The following is a 13694-nucleotide window of genomic DNA, read 5'->3' on the forward strand; positions in this document are numbered from 1 at the left end:
TGTTTTGTCTGCGCGGTTGGTGGTTTTTCCCCCCTTGGGGGTTTTTTTTTCCCCCCCCCCCCCCCCCCCCCACCACCGCATCCTCGGCGGATCGGAGCCGGCGGAGCTCAGGGGCGGTCGAGGGTGATGGAGTTGACCGGGCCCAGGTCGGCCCAGACGCCGTTCTGGGCGGCCATGTCGTAGTTGCAGTTGGTGCCGTTGTAACCGAGGCACAGGCGGGCGTGGGCGCCACCGGTCTGGTTGTTGAGGACCCAGTGCCAGCCCGTCTTGTTGCTCAGGTTGTGGGCCCCGTAGCTGTAGAAGACATCGGTCGGCGGGGTGGAGGTGGGGGCGCCCTCGCCGTAGATGCAGACCGCTCCGGACGGGCAGCCGTCCCAGCTGCCGGCGGCCTGGGCGCCGGTGGCACCCAGGGTGGCGACGGCGGCGGTCGCCAGGGCGAGCGCGGCGGCGGCGTGCAGGATCCTGCGCATGTGGTTCTCCCTCTGGGGTCGCGGGGCCGGCGGTGAGTGATCCGGCCACTGATCAGCAGCGTAGGAGCGGTGCGGCGGCAACGGTCCCTGACGGATGACAGGGTGTGGCGGGCGGCGGGGCGCGCGGAACGACACGCACCGAGCGGCCCCGGGAGCAGCCCGGTGGCCGATACCGGTACCGGTCGGCGTGAAGTCCGAACAGGGTCAGCGCGGGGTCGCGAAGGTGTCGCAGTCGCTCATCGAGCCCGTGCGGTAGCCGGCGGTGAACCAGGCCTGGCGCTGCGCCGAGGAACCGTGCGTCCAGACCTCCGGGTCGATCCGGCCGGTCGCCTGCTTCTGGATCCGGTCGTCGCCGACGGCGGCCGCGGCGTCCAGACCCTGGGCGATGTCCTGGTCGGTGAGGGTGCTGATCAGCGGCCGGCCGGTGGAGGCCTGCGGGGTGGTGGTGGCGTGGTGCGCCCAGACCCCCGCGTAGCAGTCCGCCTGGAGTTCGAGCTTCACCGAGGCGCTGTTTTGGCCCTGCCGGTCCCCGCCGACCCGCTGGGTCGTGCCGGTGAGGTTCTGGATGTGGTGCCCGTACTCGTGGGCCACCACGTACGCCTCGGCGAAGGGGCCGCCGCGGGCGCCGAAGCGGGTGGCGAGCTCGTCGAAGAAGCCGAGGTCGAAGTAGGCCTGACGATCGCCCGGACAGTAGAACGGGCCGACGGCGGACGTCGCCGCGCCACAGGCGGTGGAGACGCGGTCGGTGAACAGGACCGTCTCGGCGCGGCGGTAGGGCGTGCCGTGCCGGGGCAGTTCGCCCCGCCAGTACTCCTGGAGGCTGTTGGTGACGGCGACGATCCGGCAGTCCTGACGGCGGTTCGCGTCCGCGCCGCTCCGGCAGACCTCCTGCACCTCGCCGGCGGTACTGGGACGCGCGTCCGCACCGGAACCGCCTCCCTCGGAGAGACCGAGCAGGCTCGGGTCGACCCCGAAGAGCACCGCGACCAGCGCGATCAGCAGGCCCGCCGCGCCACCGCCGATGGCGACCCGGCCACCCGGGCGGCCGCGCCGGTCGTCCACCTGCGAGGTGTCGAGGTCCCCCTGCTCGTCGAACTGCATGTCCCTCCGTCCGTCGCACCCGCCGCGACCCGGGTGCGGCCGCCCGGCCACGGTAGCCCGCCGGACCACCCCGGCCGGGGCAGGACGCGCAGGTCAGAACGGGTCTGCCGCACCCGGCCGCCGGGGTGAACCGCACAGCTGAGCCGGCTCACCCACGTCGCCGGGCCCGGAACGCCCCGCCCGCCCCGCGCCCCGCACGGCAGGCCCCACCCTCGACCGTCGCGACCGTCTCGGCCACCTCCACCGGCGCCCCCGGCCGCAGGCGTTCCGCACGCGGCCGCCCGAGCAGCACACCCACCAGCACCAGCAGCAACCCGCCCGCCTGGACCGGCCCCAGCTCCTCTCCCGCCACCGCCGTACCGAGCAGGACACCGGTCATCGGGTTGAGCAGGCCGACCAGGCCGACCGTCCCGGCCGGCAGGTGCCGCAGACCGGCGAACCACGCGACGAACGCCAGCGCCGTGGCCACCACGGCGACGTACCCGAACGCCAGCAGCTCCGCCAGGGCGGGCACCGGCGGCGCCCCCTCGGCAACCGCGGCCACCGGGAGCAGGACGAGCCCGCCCGCGATCAGCTGCCAGGAGGTCGAGGCCAGGACGTCCGCACCGTCGCGCCAGCGGCCGGCGAGGACGTAACCGAAGGAGGAGACCAGCATGGCGGCCACCGAGGCGGCCAGCCCGGCCGGGCTCACCGCACCCGCCCGGCCGAGCACCATCAGCCCGACCCCGCCCAGCCCCACCAGCGCGCCGACCAGGTGCGCGCGGGCCGGCCGCTCGGCCACCAGGGCCCAGGCGATCAGCATCATCGCCAGCGGGGAGGCCGCCATGACGGTCGAGGCGACGCTGGTGGCGAGCAGTTGCGAGGCGACGTAGAGCAGGACGAAGAAGACCCCTGTGTTGAGCAGTCCGAGCACAGCCGAGCGCCACCACCAGGCCCCGCGCGGCAGCCGCCGGCCGAGGGCGAGCAGGATCAGGCCGGCCGGCAGGGCCCGCAGGGCGGCGCCCCAGAGCGGGCGGTCCGCCGGGAGGAACTCGCGGGTGACGTAGTAGTTGGCACCCCAGGCGACCGGCGCGACGGCGGTCACCAGGATCCACCGAATATTCGCTTCCATGGAAGCAATATAACTTCCCGGGAAGCTATCCGGCTAGGATGGCGCCATGGAACAGCAGCGCGACCCGCTCGGACCGCAGCCCGGAGCCCCGGACCACGTGGCCGCCATCCAGGCCGAATGGCGACGGGAGCGGCCCGACCTCGATGTCTCGCCGCAGGCGGTGATCGGCCGGCTGCACCGCCTCGCCGCCCGCCTCACCGACGAGCTCGGCCTGGTCTACGCCCGCTACGGCCTCGGCGAGGGCGAGTTCGACGTGCTCGCCGCGCTGCGCCGCGCCGGCACCCCCTTCGAACGGGCCCCCGGCGAACTCGCCGCCCACACGATGGTCACCACCGGCGCCATGACGAAGCGGATCGACCGCCTGGAGCGGGCCGGGCTGGTCACCCGCCGGCGCAGCGACGAGGACGGGCGCGGGCGCGTCGTCGCACTCACCCCGGCCGGCCGGCGATTGATCGACGAGGCGTTCACCGCCCACATGCACAACGAGCACCGCCTGCTGGAGCTGCTCACTCCCCAGGAGGCCACCGCCCTGGAGGGCCTGCTGACCAGCTGGCAGTACCGCCTGGACCACCCCCCGAGGTCCACCGAGGCCTGACGAGGATCCGCCCACCCTCCCCGGGAAGCCCAGACGGGCCAGAACTCCGGCGGCCCAGAACTCCGGCGGCCCAGAACTCCGACGGCCCAGGGCTAGGCAGCTCAGGGCTCGAAAGCTCAGGAATCGGCAGCTCAGGGCTCGGCAGCTCAGGGCTCGCCGGCTCCGGACGCCGACGGCATCAGACCGGCGTCCGCCAGGATCCGCGACACGGTCTGCTCCAGGGTGCTGTCCTCGCCGACGACCCGCTCCGCACCACCGGGCAGCAGATCGCCCCCGACGTACCAGCCGGTCATCTCCTCGGAGCCGAACTCGGCGGCCTGCGGCCGCAGCGAGTGCCGGCGCAGGGTCTCCGCCAGGTCCACGTCGAGGTAGTACAGCAGGGTGCGACCGCGGTGGTCCGCGGCCAGCCGCCCGAGCATCGGCCCGTACCGCGCGGCGGTCAGGATGCCTTCGACGACGACGTGGAAGCCGTGGTCGAGGGCGTAGCGGGCGACGGTGTCGATCAGGCCGATCGAGGCGCAACCGTCCGTGTCCCGCTCCTGCAATACGGTCCGGCGCAGGTTGTCCTGGCCGACCAGCGCGAGCTTCCCCCGCCCGCACCGGGCCCGCAGTTCGGCCGCGATGCTCGACTTGCCGGATCCGCTGTTGCCCCGCAGGACGATCAGCACGGTGTGCTCACTGCCTGTCATCCACCCCACGCTAGTGGACGCCGCCCGAGCCCGCCGGGCACCGCCGCGATGCGGACGGGCCGGCCCGCCGCCGCACCGGCCCGGTGGAATGCGGGTGATCCCGCCCCTCGGCCCGCGATACGGTCCGCCGCATGACGACCTTGTGGTGGGACATCGTGCTGATCGGCGGAGCCTCGGGCATCGGGAAGAGCCGGGCAGCCGCGCGACTGGCCCGGGAGACGGGCGCGTTCGTGGTGGAGTTCGACGACGTGGTCAGCGCCGTCCAGGAGATCACCACAGCCGCCCAGCACCCGGGGCTGCACCATTTCGACGGCCCTGACCCTGCCGAACCCCGCACAGCGGAGCAGGAGTTGGAGCTGCAGATCGCGACCGCCGGGGCGCTGGAGCCCGCCGTCCTCGGTGTCGTCCGCAACCGCCTGACGGTGGACGTGCCCGCCGTCGTCGAGGGCGACTACCTCACCCCGGCCGCCGCCGCACGGGCCGTCGAGGCGGGGCGGGCGGCCGGGCGCCGCGTCCGGGCGGTGTTCCTGCACGAGCCGGACGCGGCCCGGATCACCGCCAACTACGCCGCCCGCGAGCCCGGGTGCGGCCCGCAGGTGCGGCGGGCCGAGGTCGGCGCCCGGTACTCGCACTGGCTCGCCGAGCAGGCGGACCGGTACGGCCTCCCAGTGGTCGACTGCCGCCCCTGGGACACCCTCGCGGTCCGCGTCGACGAGGCGCTCCGCACGCCCTCGGGCCGGCCGGGCCCTCAGCCCCCCGCGCCTCGTACGTCCGGCCGGGTGTCGTGACGCCGGCCCCCGTCCCGCCCCCCGGCGTGACGGCGCGAGGGCCGGCGACCAGCGGGTCGCCGGCCCTCGTCCCGGACGTCTGCGTGCGAACGACGGCGGAACTACCCGCGCGAGGCGTGTCGTTGGCGGAGCCAGACGAGGGCACCGATCAGGCCGACCGCGCCGCCGGCGCAGAGTTTGACGGCGCCCTTGGCGAGCAGCCAGCCGATCCCGGGGGCGGTCCACCCCAGCCAGTGGAGGACGGCCAGCAGGACCGCCACCGCCCCCAGCGCCGCCAGGACGGTCACCACCACCGCCGCGCCGGTGGAGAGTTCGGTCTCCCCGGCCGTGGTCGCCGGTATCTCGTTCGTGCCCCCGTCATCCATGGGAGCGATCATAATCCGGCTCAGCGCGGGGCGTGGTGGGTGTCGCCGCTGTGCTCGCCGGTCTCGTGGTCGGGGAAGCTCACGGCCAGCGTGACGCGGTACTCGTAGACGTCGTCGCGGTGTCCGGGTACCCGGGCCCAGGCCAGCGAGTGCACCTCCGCCTCGGGTGCCTGGCGGCACCACGCGGCCGCCTCCTCCAGTGCCCGGGCCGCCGAACGGCCGGTGCACACCACGGCGGTGTACGCCGCGACGGCGACGTCGCCGCCGCTGCGCCCCGCCCGCGAGACCGCCCGGACGGCGGCGGCGGCATGGGTCAGGTCACGGGCCAGGTCGTCCACGACCCGGGGCGGCGCCGGGAGGACCGGCCCCTCCGCCACGGTCTCCGGCAGGTTCGTGCTCACCGTCTGGGCCTCCATCCGCCTGGTCTCGGGATCCGCCGATTGCGGGATCCGCCTGGTCACCGGCCCAAGGATGCCGGGCCGCCATTCCTGGCATGACCACTTTCACCAGAACATCACCCGTCCGGGGAGCTGAGGAAGGAGAGCTCGACACCGACCGCCCGGTACTGGTAAAGGACTTGCGTCGCATCGGTCCTGGTCAGACCCTCCCGTCCCGGGCGCCGCCGGGAGCCCGGCCGCACGTGCGCGTACCACCCCCGCACCCCGGACCGCCGGTCCGACCGCCGGACGCGCCGGGTCGGGCTCGTGACGCAGCTGTGCAACTCCCGTTTCCGGAACGGGAAATACCGGACCGGCCCGGCCACTAGGATCCCTGGTGCACCACAGTCCGCCGCACCGGCGGGCGCCGGACGAGGGGGTCCCATGCAGCTCGAATCAGCGGTCCGGTACGGGCGTCGGCAGCTCTGGCTGCCCGCGTTGGCCCTCGCGGGCGTCGCCGTGGCCGGCTGCTCGTCCTCCGGCGGGACGACGGCCGCGCCTCCGCCCACCACACCCGCCGCGGCCGCGACGACGCCCGGCGCGGCCGCGCCCACGGCGGCGACGACACCCGGATCCAGCGCCTCCAAGCCCGCCCCCGCGAGCACCGGAGCACCCACCGCCGCGCCCGCCGGGCGGCCGGCGGACGCCTGCACGCTGCTGCAGTCCCCCCAGGTCGTCGCGGCGGTGGGCACCTCGGGCCCGTTCCGCGGCACCCACCCCGACCCGGCGAGCGACGGCAGCCCGGTCTGGGGCTGCACCTGGGGCTCGCCCGACTCCTACGCCTCGATCCGCGAGACCACCCCGACCGCGCTGGCCTCGGCCAAGGCGGACGGCCAGCTCCAGGTCACCACCCTGCCGGGGGTCGGGCAGGAGGCGGTGCTGACCCAGCGCAAGGACGGCACCCACCCGAGGGCCCTCTTCGTGGCCGGCGGACGCGTCTACGCCGTCGAGGTGGTGAAGGACCGCGGCCCGGGCGACGGCGTCAACGCCCCTGCGGAGGCGCTCGCCGAGAGCGGGCTGGCGATGGTGCTGGCCAAGTCGCTCGGCGGCTGAGCCAACGGCGAACCGGCGGCCCCCGAACCGGCAGACGCCACCCGCCGGCCCCCGAACCGGCCGCCCGGAGGACGCCGGGCGGCGCAGCCGGTTCCCTCCGGGGCGTGAACGGCGCCGGGCGGGGGCCTGCGGGCGGATGCGGGTACGGCACGGGCGTTCACAGAATGACGCCACCGTGCCGTACCCGGCACTCCCCCGAAAGCCAAGGCGGACCGCATGAGCCGACTCCACCCACCCACGCCCCCGGACCGCCCGCGCGACACCCCTCCGGGGGGCCGAACCCCGGTGTCACACACCGCCACCGCCCTGCTGGGCGGACTGGCGCTGCTCGCCCCGGTACTGGCCGGTTCGCTGGTCACCCCGATACCCGCGCACGCCGACAACCCCACCGTCTCGGTGAACAGCCTGCGCACCGGCTGGGACGCGGCCGAGCCGGGCCTGAGCCCGGCGCAGGTCTCCGGCTCGGACTTCGGCCGGCGCTGGTCCACCGCCGTCGACGGCGCCGTCCTCGCCCAGCCCCTGGTCGCCGGTTCGACCGTGGTGGTCGCCACCGAGACGAACCACGTCTACGGCATCGGCGCGACCGACGGCCGGATCCTGTGGCAGCGCGCGCTCGGCACGCCGGTCCCGTCGTCCACCGCCTGCCTCTCCCCCGGCACCGGCATCACCTCGACGCCCGTGTACGACAAGTCGACCGGCACGGTCTACCTGGTGGCGAAGTCCACCGAGGGGGGCGCCCACTTCTCGGTGCACGCGCTGGACGTCGCCTCGGGCGCCGAGCGCGGCGACTGGCCGGTCACCGTCCAGGGCTCGCCGGTGAACAGCCCCGGGGTCCCGTTCAACCCGGGCACCTCGGCGCAGCGCGCCGGACTCCTGCTGCTGGACGGGGCGGTCTACTTCGGCTTCGCCTCGGACTGCGGCGTCGGGACGTACGTCGGCCACGTCGCGGGCGTCCACACCGGGACCCGCAAGCTGACGCTCTGGTCCACCCAGTCCGGCTCGGCCTCGCAGAACGCGGGCGTCTGGATGAGCGGCGGCGGCCTGGTCTCGGACGGCGCCGGGCGGATCCTCCTCGCCACCGGCAACGGCGCGGGCACGGGCTCCTCCCCGCCGGAGGGCCCCGGCGACAAGCCGCAGGGCCACTTCGCCGAGTCCGTGGTGCGGCTGGGTGTGAACGCCGACGGAAGCCTCACCCCGAAGGACTTCTTCAGCCCGACCGACAACCGGGACATGGACCACGGCGACGTGGACCTCGGCTCCGGCGGGCCGGCCGCCCTGCCCTCCGGCTTCGGCACGACCGCCCACCCGCACCTGCTGGTGCAGGTCGGCAAGGACGGCCGGATCTTCCTGCTGGACCGTGACCGGCTGGGCGGCATGGGCCAGGGCCCGAACGGCACCGACGCCGCGGTCGGCACGACCGGCCCGTTCAAGGGCGTCTGGGGCCACCCGGGGGTCTGGGGCGGGGACGGCGGCTATGTCTACCTGGTCGAGAACTACGGCTCGCTGCGCGCGCTCAAGTACTCGGTGAACAGCGCCGGGAACCCCCAGCTGACCAGCGCGGGCACCAGCGCCGAGGGCTTCGGCTACGCGTCCGGCTCCCCCGTGGTCACCTCCAACGGGACGGCCTCCGGTTCGGCGCTCGTCTGGACCGTCTACTCCGGCAGCGGTCCGGGCGGCCAGAACGGCGAGCTGCGGGTTTACGACCCGCTGCCGGTCAACGGTGCGCTCAAGCTGCGCCGCAGCTTCGCGCTCGGCACGGTGAGCAGGTTCGCCGTGCCCGCCACGGACGGCGGGCGGGTGTTCGTGGGCACCAAGGACGGCCACCTCGTCGCCTTCGGCCGCGCCGCCGCCTGACACGGTTCCAACCCGGCGCGCTGCCCCCGGATGCCGCTCCGGCCCGACCGCGCCGGCCCGACCGCGCCGCCTCCCGACGGCGCCGCCTCCCGACAGCGCTCCGGCCCGACCGCCCGGTGGCCGGTCAAACCCCCGGCCCCGGCCCGTCACCCGTTCGAGCGCGATTGTCCGCACATCGCGCGGGTTGGACCGGCGGCCGGGCCCGGCGGCTCGTAGCGTCCTGACCCACGGGGCCGCGCGGCCCACCGGGCGCGTGCGCTCCTCCCACCCGCCCTCTCCCGAGGAGGAATCCCGATGAACCGCACCGCCGCTCCGCTGCCCACCCCCGCCGCCGCACCGCCCGAGCGCCCGGCCGACGCCGCCCCGAAGCCCGCCTGGTCCGCACCGGCGGTCGAGTGCCACCGCACCGGCGCCGAGGTCACCGCCTACGCCGGACGGGCCGCCCAGTGGCTCAGCCGCTGACCCGCGAGCGGTTCGCGGCCAGGCTGTACGACCTGCGGGAGCGCTACTGGGACAGCCACCCGTTCCATCTGCGCCTGCACTCCGGTGGCTGCACGCCACCGGAGTTGCGGCGCTGGGTCGCCAACCGCTGGTACTACCAGCTCTGCCTGACCCGCAAGAACGCCGCGATCATCGCCAACTGCCCGCTCCCGGAGGTCCGTCGGACCTGGGCCGAGCGGCTCGCCTACCAGGACGGACCGGCCGCGCCGCTGCCCGGCCCCGAGCGCGGCGCACCGGCCGGGGGCGCACCGGACGCCACCGCACCCGCCGAGGGCGGCCTCGCCGACTGGCTGGTCCTCGCCGAGGCGGTCGGCCTGGACCGCGCGGAGGTCACCGACGAACGGCACGTCACCCGCGGGGTCCGCTTCGCCGTCGACGGCTACCTGCACTTCTGCCAGACCAGACCGTGGACGGAGGGCGTCGCGGCGGCCCTCACCGAGATGTTCTCGCCCGACCACATGGCCCAGCGGGTGACCGCCTGGCGCACCCACTACGACTGGATCGACCCGGCGGGCTACGCCTACTTCGAGCACCGCATCCCCACCGCCCGCAAGGACAGCGCCCGCACCCTGGAGCTCGTGCTGGACCACTGCGTCACCGCCCACCAGCAGCAGGCCGCCCTCGACGCCCTGGCCTTCAAGTGCGAGGTGCTGCGGGCCATGCTGGACGCCGTCGACTACGGGGCCGACCGGTGACGACCGCCCAGGCCGCCCAGGCCGCCCCCGCCGCACAGGTGCCCGGGCTGCGGCGCGGGGTGCGGCTGGTGCACGACCCGGTCCGCGACCGGGCCGCCCTGCTCTTCCCCGAGGGCGTCCTGCTGCTCAACGAGACCGCGGCCGCCGTGCTGCGCCACTGCGACGGCCGGCGCGACACCGCGCTGATCACCGCCGGGCTCGCCGCCGAGTACGACGGGGTGGACGACGGGCAGGTCCGCGAGCTGCTCGCCGACCTCGCCGAGCGCCGGCTGCTCACCCTGGACGGCTCCGGCGCACCCGCACTGCCGTACCCGGCCACCGGCCTGCCGGGCGCGGCCGTCCGGGCGCCGGCGCCGTTCGGCCTGATCGCCGAACTCACCTACCGCTGCCCGCTCCAGTGCACCTACTGCGCCAACCCCGTCGAACTCGCCCGCTACCGGGACGAACTGGACACCGACCAGTGGCTGCGCGTGCTCGACCAGGCCCGCGGGCTCGGCGTCCTCCAGGTCCACCTCACCGGCGGTGAGCCGCTGCTCCGCCGCGACCTCGCCCGGATCGTCGCCCACGCGCACGACCTGGGCCTCTACACCAACCTGGTCACCAGCGGGCTCCCGCTGGACGAGCCGCGCGCCACCGCGCTCGCCGGGGCGGGCCTGGACCACGTCCAGCTCTCCCTCCAGGACGCCGACCTGCGCCGCGCGGACGCCGTGGCCGGCCTCGCCGCGCACGAGCGCAAGCTCGCCGCGGCGGCGCTGCTGACCGGCGCCGGGCTGCCGCTGACCGTCAACGCCGTGCTGCACCGGGGCAATCTGGCCCGGCTCGGCGCCCTCGCCGACCTGGCCGTGGCGCTCGGCGCCGACCGGGTCGAGCTGGCGCACACCCAGTTCTACGGCTGGGCCTGGCAGAACCGGGCGCACCTGGCGCCGAGCGAGGCCCAGGTCCGCCAGGCCGAGCTGGACGTGGCCGCCGCCCGGGAGCGCCACGGCGGGCGGATCGAGATCGTGCACGTCGCGGCCGACCACCACGGCGGCGCCGTGAAGCCCTGCATGGACGGCTGGGGCCGCCGGCAGCTGGTGGTCGCGCCCACCGGTGACGTGCTGCCCTGCCTGGCCGCCGCGCAGCTGCCCGGTCCGGCGCTGCCGAACGCGGCGACCGACGGGCTCGCCGCGATCTGGCACGACTCGCCCCTGTTCAACCGGTACCGGGGCACCGACTGGATGCCGGAGCCCTGTCGCGGCTGCGCGCTGCGCGAGGTCGACCACGGTGGCTGCCGCTGCCAGGCCTTCCAGTTCACCGGGGACGCCGGCGCCACCGACCCGGCCTGCCGCCTCTCCCCCGACCACCACCTGGTCACCGGGCCGGTCCCGGTGACCACCCCGGCCCCCGTACCCCGGAGGACGCGCTGAAGATCCGGATCCTGGGCACGGCCGCCGGCGGCGGACTGCCCCAGTGGAACTGCGGCTGCGAGGGCTGCTCCACCGCCCGCCGCACCGGCGCCGCCCGCAGCCAGGACTGCCTGGCGGTCAGCGCGGACGGCGTCGCCTGGTACCTGGTCAACGCCTCGCCCGACCTGCGGAGCCAGCTGCTGGCCGCCCCGGAGCTGGCGCCGGCCGCCGGCACCCGGGACACCCCGCTGCGCGGCGTCCTGCTCACCAGCGGCGAGCTCGACCACACGCTCGGCCTGTTGACCCTGCGGGAGGCCGCCGGGCTGAGCGTGCACGCCACCGAACCGGTCCGTGCCGCGCTGCACGGCGCCTTCCCGGTCGGCCCGCTGCTCGCGCCCTACACCAAGGCCCGCTGGCAGTCCGTCGCGCCGGGCACCGCCTTCGACCTGGCCGGCGGGCTGCGCGCCGAGCCACTGGCGCTGGGCGGCAAGCGGCCGCGGTACGCCGCCGACCTGCCCGGCGAGGCCTGGGACGGCCGGGCGGACTGGGTGACCGGCTACCGCTTCACCGCCGCCGGGAGCCGGTCGAGCGCGGTGTACGCGCCCGGACTGGCCGCCTGGACGCCGGAGCTCGACCGGGCGGTGGCCGGTGCGGCCGTGGTGATCCTCGACGGCACCTTCGCCACCGACGACGAACTCGCCGAGCGCACCGGCGGCGCGCGCTCCTCCCGCGGCATGGGCCACCTGGCGGTCCGGAACTCGCTGGCCCACCTGGGCCGCCACCCCGGCCCGCGCTACCTCTACACCCACCTCAACAACACCAACCCGCTGGCCCACCCGGGCTCCCCCGGCGCCGCCGCCCTCGCACCGGCCCTGGCGGCGGCGGGCGCGGCCGTCGCCGAGGACGGTCAGCTCGTCGAGTTCTGAGCCCCGGCGCCGCTCCCCGGCCCGCCGGGTACCGCCGGGCGCACCCTCGCCACCTGCCCGTTCACCGGTCGGTGGGGCCCGGGACAGCCGCTGCTCACCCAGGTCCGGTCAGATCATCGTGATACTAATCATTCCGGTAACACGAACTGTCATGCACTGGCAGGCACGATGGTGACAGCCCGTCCGTTCCCCCGGGGTCCGGACGGTGACGGGGAGGGCACGGCATGAAGGCACGGGTCGACAGCGGACGACAGACGGGGCGCCGGATACGGCTGGGCAAGCGGGTGACCGGGACGGCCGCCGCGTTCACCGCGCTCGCGGCCCTGACCGGCTCTCAGGTGACGGGACTCGGCCTCTCCGGTGTCGCGGCCGCCGAGCCGGTGCCGCCCGTGATCGACCCGACCACCTCCGTGGTCGCCACCGCTCCCGGCGCCACGCTGCCCGGCTCCGAACTGCCGTCGCCCGCCGGCGGGCCGACCGTGCCGGTCGACGGCGGGGGCGCCGTCCCGCTGCCGCAGCCGCCCACGACCCTGCCGGGCGACCCGTCCGCCGGACCGTTCCGGACCGGGCCCGCCCTGCCGGCGACGGTCTTCGCCGCCTACCGCAAGGCCGAGGCCGCGCTGGCCGTCCGCTCGCCCGGCTGTCACCTGCCGTGGCAGCTGCTGGCCGCGATCGGCGAGGTCGAGTCCGGCCAGGCCAACCGGGGCGGGGTGGACGCCGCGGGGACGACGTACCGGCCGATCCTCGGCCCGGCGCTCAACGGCAACGGCTTCGCCGCGATCTCCGACACCGACGGTGGCCGCTACGACGGCGACCGGCTCTGGGACCGGGCCGTCGGACCGATGCAGTTCATCCCCTCCACCTGGGCCTACTGGGGGGTCGACGCCAACGGCGACGGCCAGGCGGACCCCAACAACGTCTTCGACGCCGCCGAGTCGGCCGGCCGCTACCTCTGCGCGGGCGGCCGCGACCTCGGCAATCCGGCGCAGCTGGACCGGGCGATCCTCGGCTACAACAACTCGGGCGAGTACCTGCGGACCGTCAAGAACTGGATGGCGCACTTCGGCAGCGGGACGGCGACCACGACGCCGGACCGGCCCGCCCCGGCCGGCGCGCTGACCGCGCCGTCACCGTCGCCGACCGTACCCGCACCGGCGACCGGCCCCACGACGCCCACGCCCCCGGCATCCCCGGCGCCGTCGACCGGCACGCCGACCGGTGGCCCGAGCGGGACGCCGACGGGGGCGCCCACGCCCACCGCGTCGGCCTCGCCCTCGGCCGGCCCGAGCCCGAGCGCCACGCCGAGTGCCACGCCCAGTGCCACCCCGACCGGCACGCCGAGCACCTCGCCGACCGGTACGCCCAGCACCACCCCGACGGCCACCCCCACCGGGACACCGACCGCCACCCCCACCGCCACGCCCACCACCTGCGCCACCCCCACGGCGACGGCGACGCCCACCGACGGCGCGAGCCCGACGGCCACCCCGTCGGCCACCGCCACCGCGACGCCCCCGGCGCCCGGCTGCCCGACGCCGACCGGCACCCCGACCGGCACCCCGTCGGCCACCGCCACCCCGAGTGGCTCGTCCTCGGCCGCCGCCTCCCCCTCGGCCTCCCCCTCGCCCTCGGCGCACTGACCACGCGCCGAGTACGAACCGAGCACGCACGGAGCACGAACCGAGCACGCGTGACCCCGGCCCGGGCGCCCCGATCAGCGGGCG

The 13694-nt window shown here is 75.8% G+C and carries 15 protein-coding genes; 9 read left to right on the forward strand and 6 right to left on the reverse strand.

The annotated features are described in order from the left end of the window. Positions 1-107 precede the first annotated feature (107 nt). The 3 genes from ACZ4UX_RS12235 to ACZ4UX_RS12245 form a co-directional block, all read right to left on the reverse strand. A complete protein-coding gene (locus tag ACZ4UX_RS12235) occupies positions 108-470 on the reverse strand; it encodes a hypothetical protein (protein ID WP_465706572.1) in 363 nt (120 codons plus the stop codon). A 204-nt stretch (positions 471-674) separates the two neighbouring features. Next, entirely contained in the window at positions 675-1571 is an 897-nt protein-coding gene (gene ypfJ, locus ACZ4UX_RS12240; RefSeq protein WP_465706573.1) for a KPN_02809 family neutral zinc metallopeptidase, read from the reverse strand. Between the two features lie 148 nt (positions 1572-1719). Next, on the reverse strand, positions 1720-2682 hold the full coding sequence (locus ACZ4UX_RS12245) for an EamA family transporter (RefSeq protein WP_465706574.1): 963 nt from the start codon (positions 2680-2682) through the stop codon (positions 1720-1722). Positions 2683-2728: 46 nt separating this feature from the next. Between ACZ4UX_RS12245 and ACZ4UX_RS12250 the strand changes: the two genes are divergently transcribed. After that, entirely contained in the window at positions 2729-3277 is a 549-nt protein-coding gene (locus ACZ4UX_RS12250; RefSeq protein WP_465706575.1) for a MarR family winged helix-turn-helix transcriptional regulator, read from the forward strand. A gap of 146 nt (positions 3278-3423) precedes the next feature. On the opposite strand, the gene ACZ4UX_RS12255 is transcribed toward ACZ4UX_RS12250, so the two are convergent. After that, positions 3424-3966 (reverse strand): AAA family ATPase, encoded by a 543-nt coding sequence (locus ACZ4UX_RS12255; protein WP_465706576.1) that lies wholly within the window; start codon positions 3964-3966, stop codon positions 3424-3426. A gap of 131 nt (positions 3967-4097) precedes the next feature. Here ACZ4UX_RS12255 and ACZ4UX_RS12260 point away from each other — a divergent pair, with 131 nt between their 5' ends. Next, positions 4098-4754 carry an AAA family ATPase gene (locus ACZ4UX_RS12260; RefSeq protein ID WP_465706577.1) on the forward strand — a complete coding sequence of 219 codons (657 nt, stop codon included), beginning with the start codon at positions 4098-4100 and terminating at the stop codon, positions 4752-4754. A gap of 101 nt (positions 4755-4855) precedes the next feature. Here the strand turns inward: ACZ4UX_RS12260 and ACZ4UX_RS12265 are convergent, their stop codons facing one another. Together ACZ4UX_RS12265 and ACZ4UX_RS12270 are read right to left on the reverse strand one after the other, a co-directional pair. Further along, positions 4856-5119 carry a hypothetical protein gene (locus tag ACZ4UX_RS12265; protein ID WP_465706578.1) on the reverse strand — a complete coding sequence of 88 codons (264 nt, stop codon included), beginning with the start codon at positions 5117-5119 and terminating at the stop codon, positions 4856-4858. Positions 5120-5139: 20 nt separating this feature from the next. Then, a complete protein-coding gene (locus ACZ4UX_RS12270; protein ID WP_329491226.1) occupies positions 5140-5520 on the reverse strand; it encodes a hypothetical protein in 381 nt (126 codons plus the stop codon). A 420-nt stretch (positions 5521-5940) separates the two neighbouring features. On the opposite strand from ACZ4UX_RS12270, the gene ACZ4UX_RS12275 reads away from it, so the two are divergent. From ACZ4UX_RS12275 to ACZ4UX_RS12305, 7 genes are all read left to right on the forward strand, one after another. After that, complete coding sequence (locus ACZ4UX_RS12275; protein WP_465706579.1) at positions 5941-6609, forward strand: hypothetical protein; 669 nt, start codon at positions 5941-5943, stop codon at positions 6607-6609. A 285-nt stretch (positions 6610-6894) separates the two neighbouring features. Next, complete coding sequence (locus ACZ4UX_RS12280) at positions 6895-8463, forward strand: outer membrane protein assembly factor BamB family protein (RefSeq protein ID WP_465706580.1); 1569 nt, start codon at positions 6895-6897, stop codon at positions 8461-8463. A gap of 294 nt (positions 8464-8757) precedes the next feature. Continuing rightward, the gene (gene pqqA, locus ACZ4UX_RS12285) at positions 8758-8925 is read left to right on the forward strand and encodes a pyrroloquinoline quinone precursor peptide PqqA (RefSeq protein WP_359809974.1); all 168 of its coding nucleotides are present in this window, start codon (positions 8758-8760) and stop codon (positions 8923-8925) included. Further along, complete coding sequence (locus tag ACZ4UX_RS12290; RefSeq protein WP_465706581.1) at positions 8910-9659, forward strand: thiaminase II/PqqC family protein; 750 nt, start codon at positions 8910-8912, stop codon at positions 9657-9659. The genes pqqA and ACZ4UX_RS12290 overlap by 16 nt, the downstream gene beginning before the upstream one ends. Then, positions 9656-11065, forward strand: coding sequence for a pyrroloquinoline quinone biosynthesis protein PqqE (pqqE, locus tag ACZ4UX_RS12295; protein WP_465706582.1), 1410 nt, complete (start codon positions 9656-9658; stop codon positions 11063-11065). The genes ACZ4UX_RS12290 and pqqE overlap by 4 nt, the downstream gene beginning before the upstream one ends. Positions 11066-11076: 11 nt before the next feature. Continuing rightward, the gene (gene pqqB, locus ACZ4UX_RS12300) at positions 11077-11970 is read left to right on the forward strand and encodes a pyrroloquinoline quinone biosynthesis protein PqqB (RefSeq protein ID WP_465706600.1); all 894 of its coding nucleotides are present in this window, start codon (positions 11077-11079) and stop codon (positions 11968-11970) included. 224 nt (positions 11971-12194) lie between these two features. After that, entirely contained in the window at positions 12195-13610 is a 1416-nt protein-coding gene (locus tag ACZ4UX_RS12305; RefSeq protein WP_465706583.1) for a lytic transglycosylase domain-containing protein, read from the forward strand. Positions 13611-13694: the final 84 nt, after the last annotated feature.

Source organism: Kitasatospora sp. NPDC028961, from assembly GCF_055564815.1.

Excerpts from the sequence above, each read along its gene's own strand:
- ACZ4UX_RS12305 (WP_465706583.1), top strand. The coding sequence starts at position 12,195 with ATGAAGGCACGGGTCGACAGCGGACGACAGACGGGGCGCCGGATACGG.
- ACZ4UX_RS12250 (WP_465706575.1), top strand. The coding sequence starts at position 2,729 with ATGGAACAGCAGCGCGACCCGCTCGGACCGCAGCCCGGAGCCCCGGAC.
- ACZ4UX_RS12275 (WP_465706579.1), top strand. The coding sequence starts at position 5,941 with ATGCAGCTCGAATCAGCGGTCCGGTACGGGCGTCGGCAGCTCTGGCTG.
- ACZ4UX_RS12265 (WP_465706578.1), bottom strand. The coding sequence starts at position 5,119 with ATGGATGACGGGGGCACGAACGAGATACCGGCGACCACGGCCGGGGAG.
- ypfJ (WP_465706573.1), bottom strand. The coding sequence starts at position 1,571 with ATGCAGTTCGACGAGCAGGGGGACCTCGACACCTCGCAGGTGGACGAC.
- pqqA (WP_359809974.1), top strand. The coding sequence starts at position 8,758 with ATGAACCGCACCGCCGCTCCGCTGCCCACCCCCGCCGCCGCACCGCCC.
- ACZ4UX_RS12260 (WP_465706577.1), top strand. The coding sequence starts at position 4,098 with ATGACGACCTTGTGGTGGGACATCGTGCTGATCGGCGGAGCCTCGGGC.
- ACZ4UX_RS12245 (WP_465706574.1), bottom strand. The coding sequence starts at position 2,682 with ATGGAAGCGAATATTCGGTGGATCCTGGTGACCGCCGTCGCGCCGGTC.
- ACZ4UX_RS12235 (WP_465706572.1), bottom strand. The coding sequence starts at position 470 with ATGCGCAGGATCCTGCACGCCGCCGCCGCGCTCGCCCTGGCGACCGCC.
- ACZ4UX_RS12255 (WP_465706576.1), bottom strand. The coding sequence starts at position 3,966 with ATGACAGGCAGTGAGCACACCGTGCTGATCGTCCTGCGGGGCAACAGC.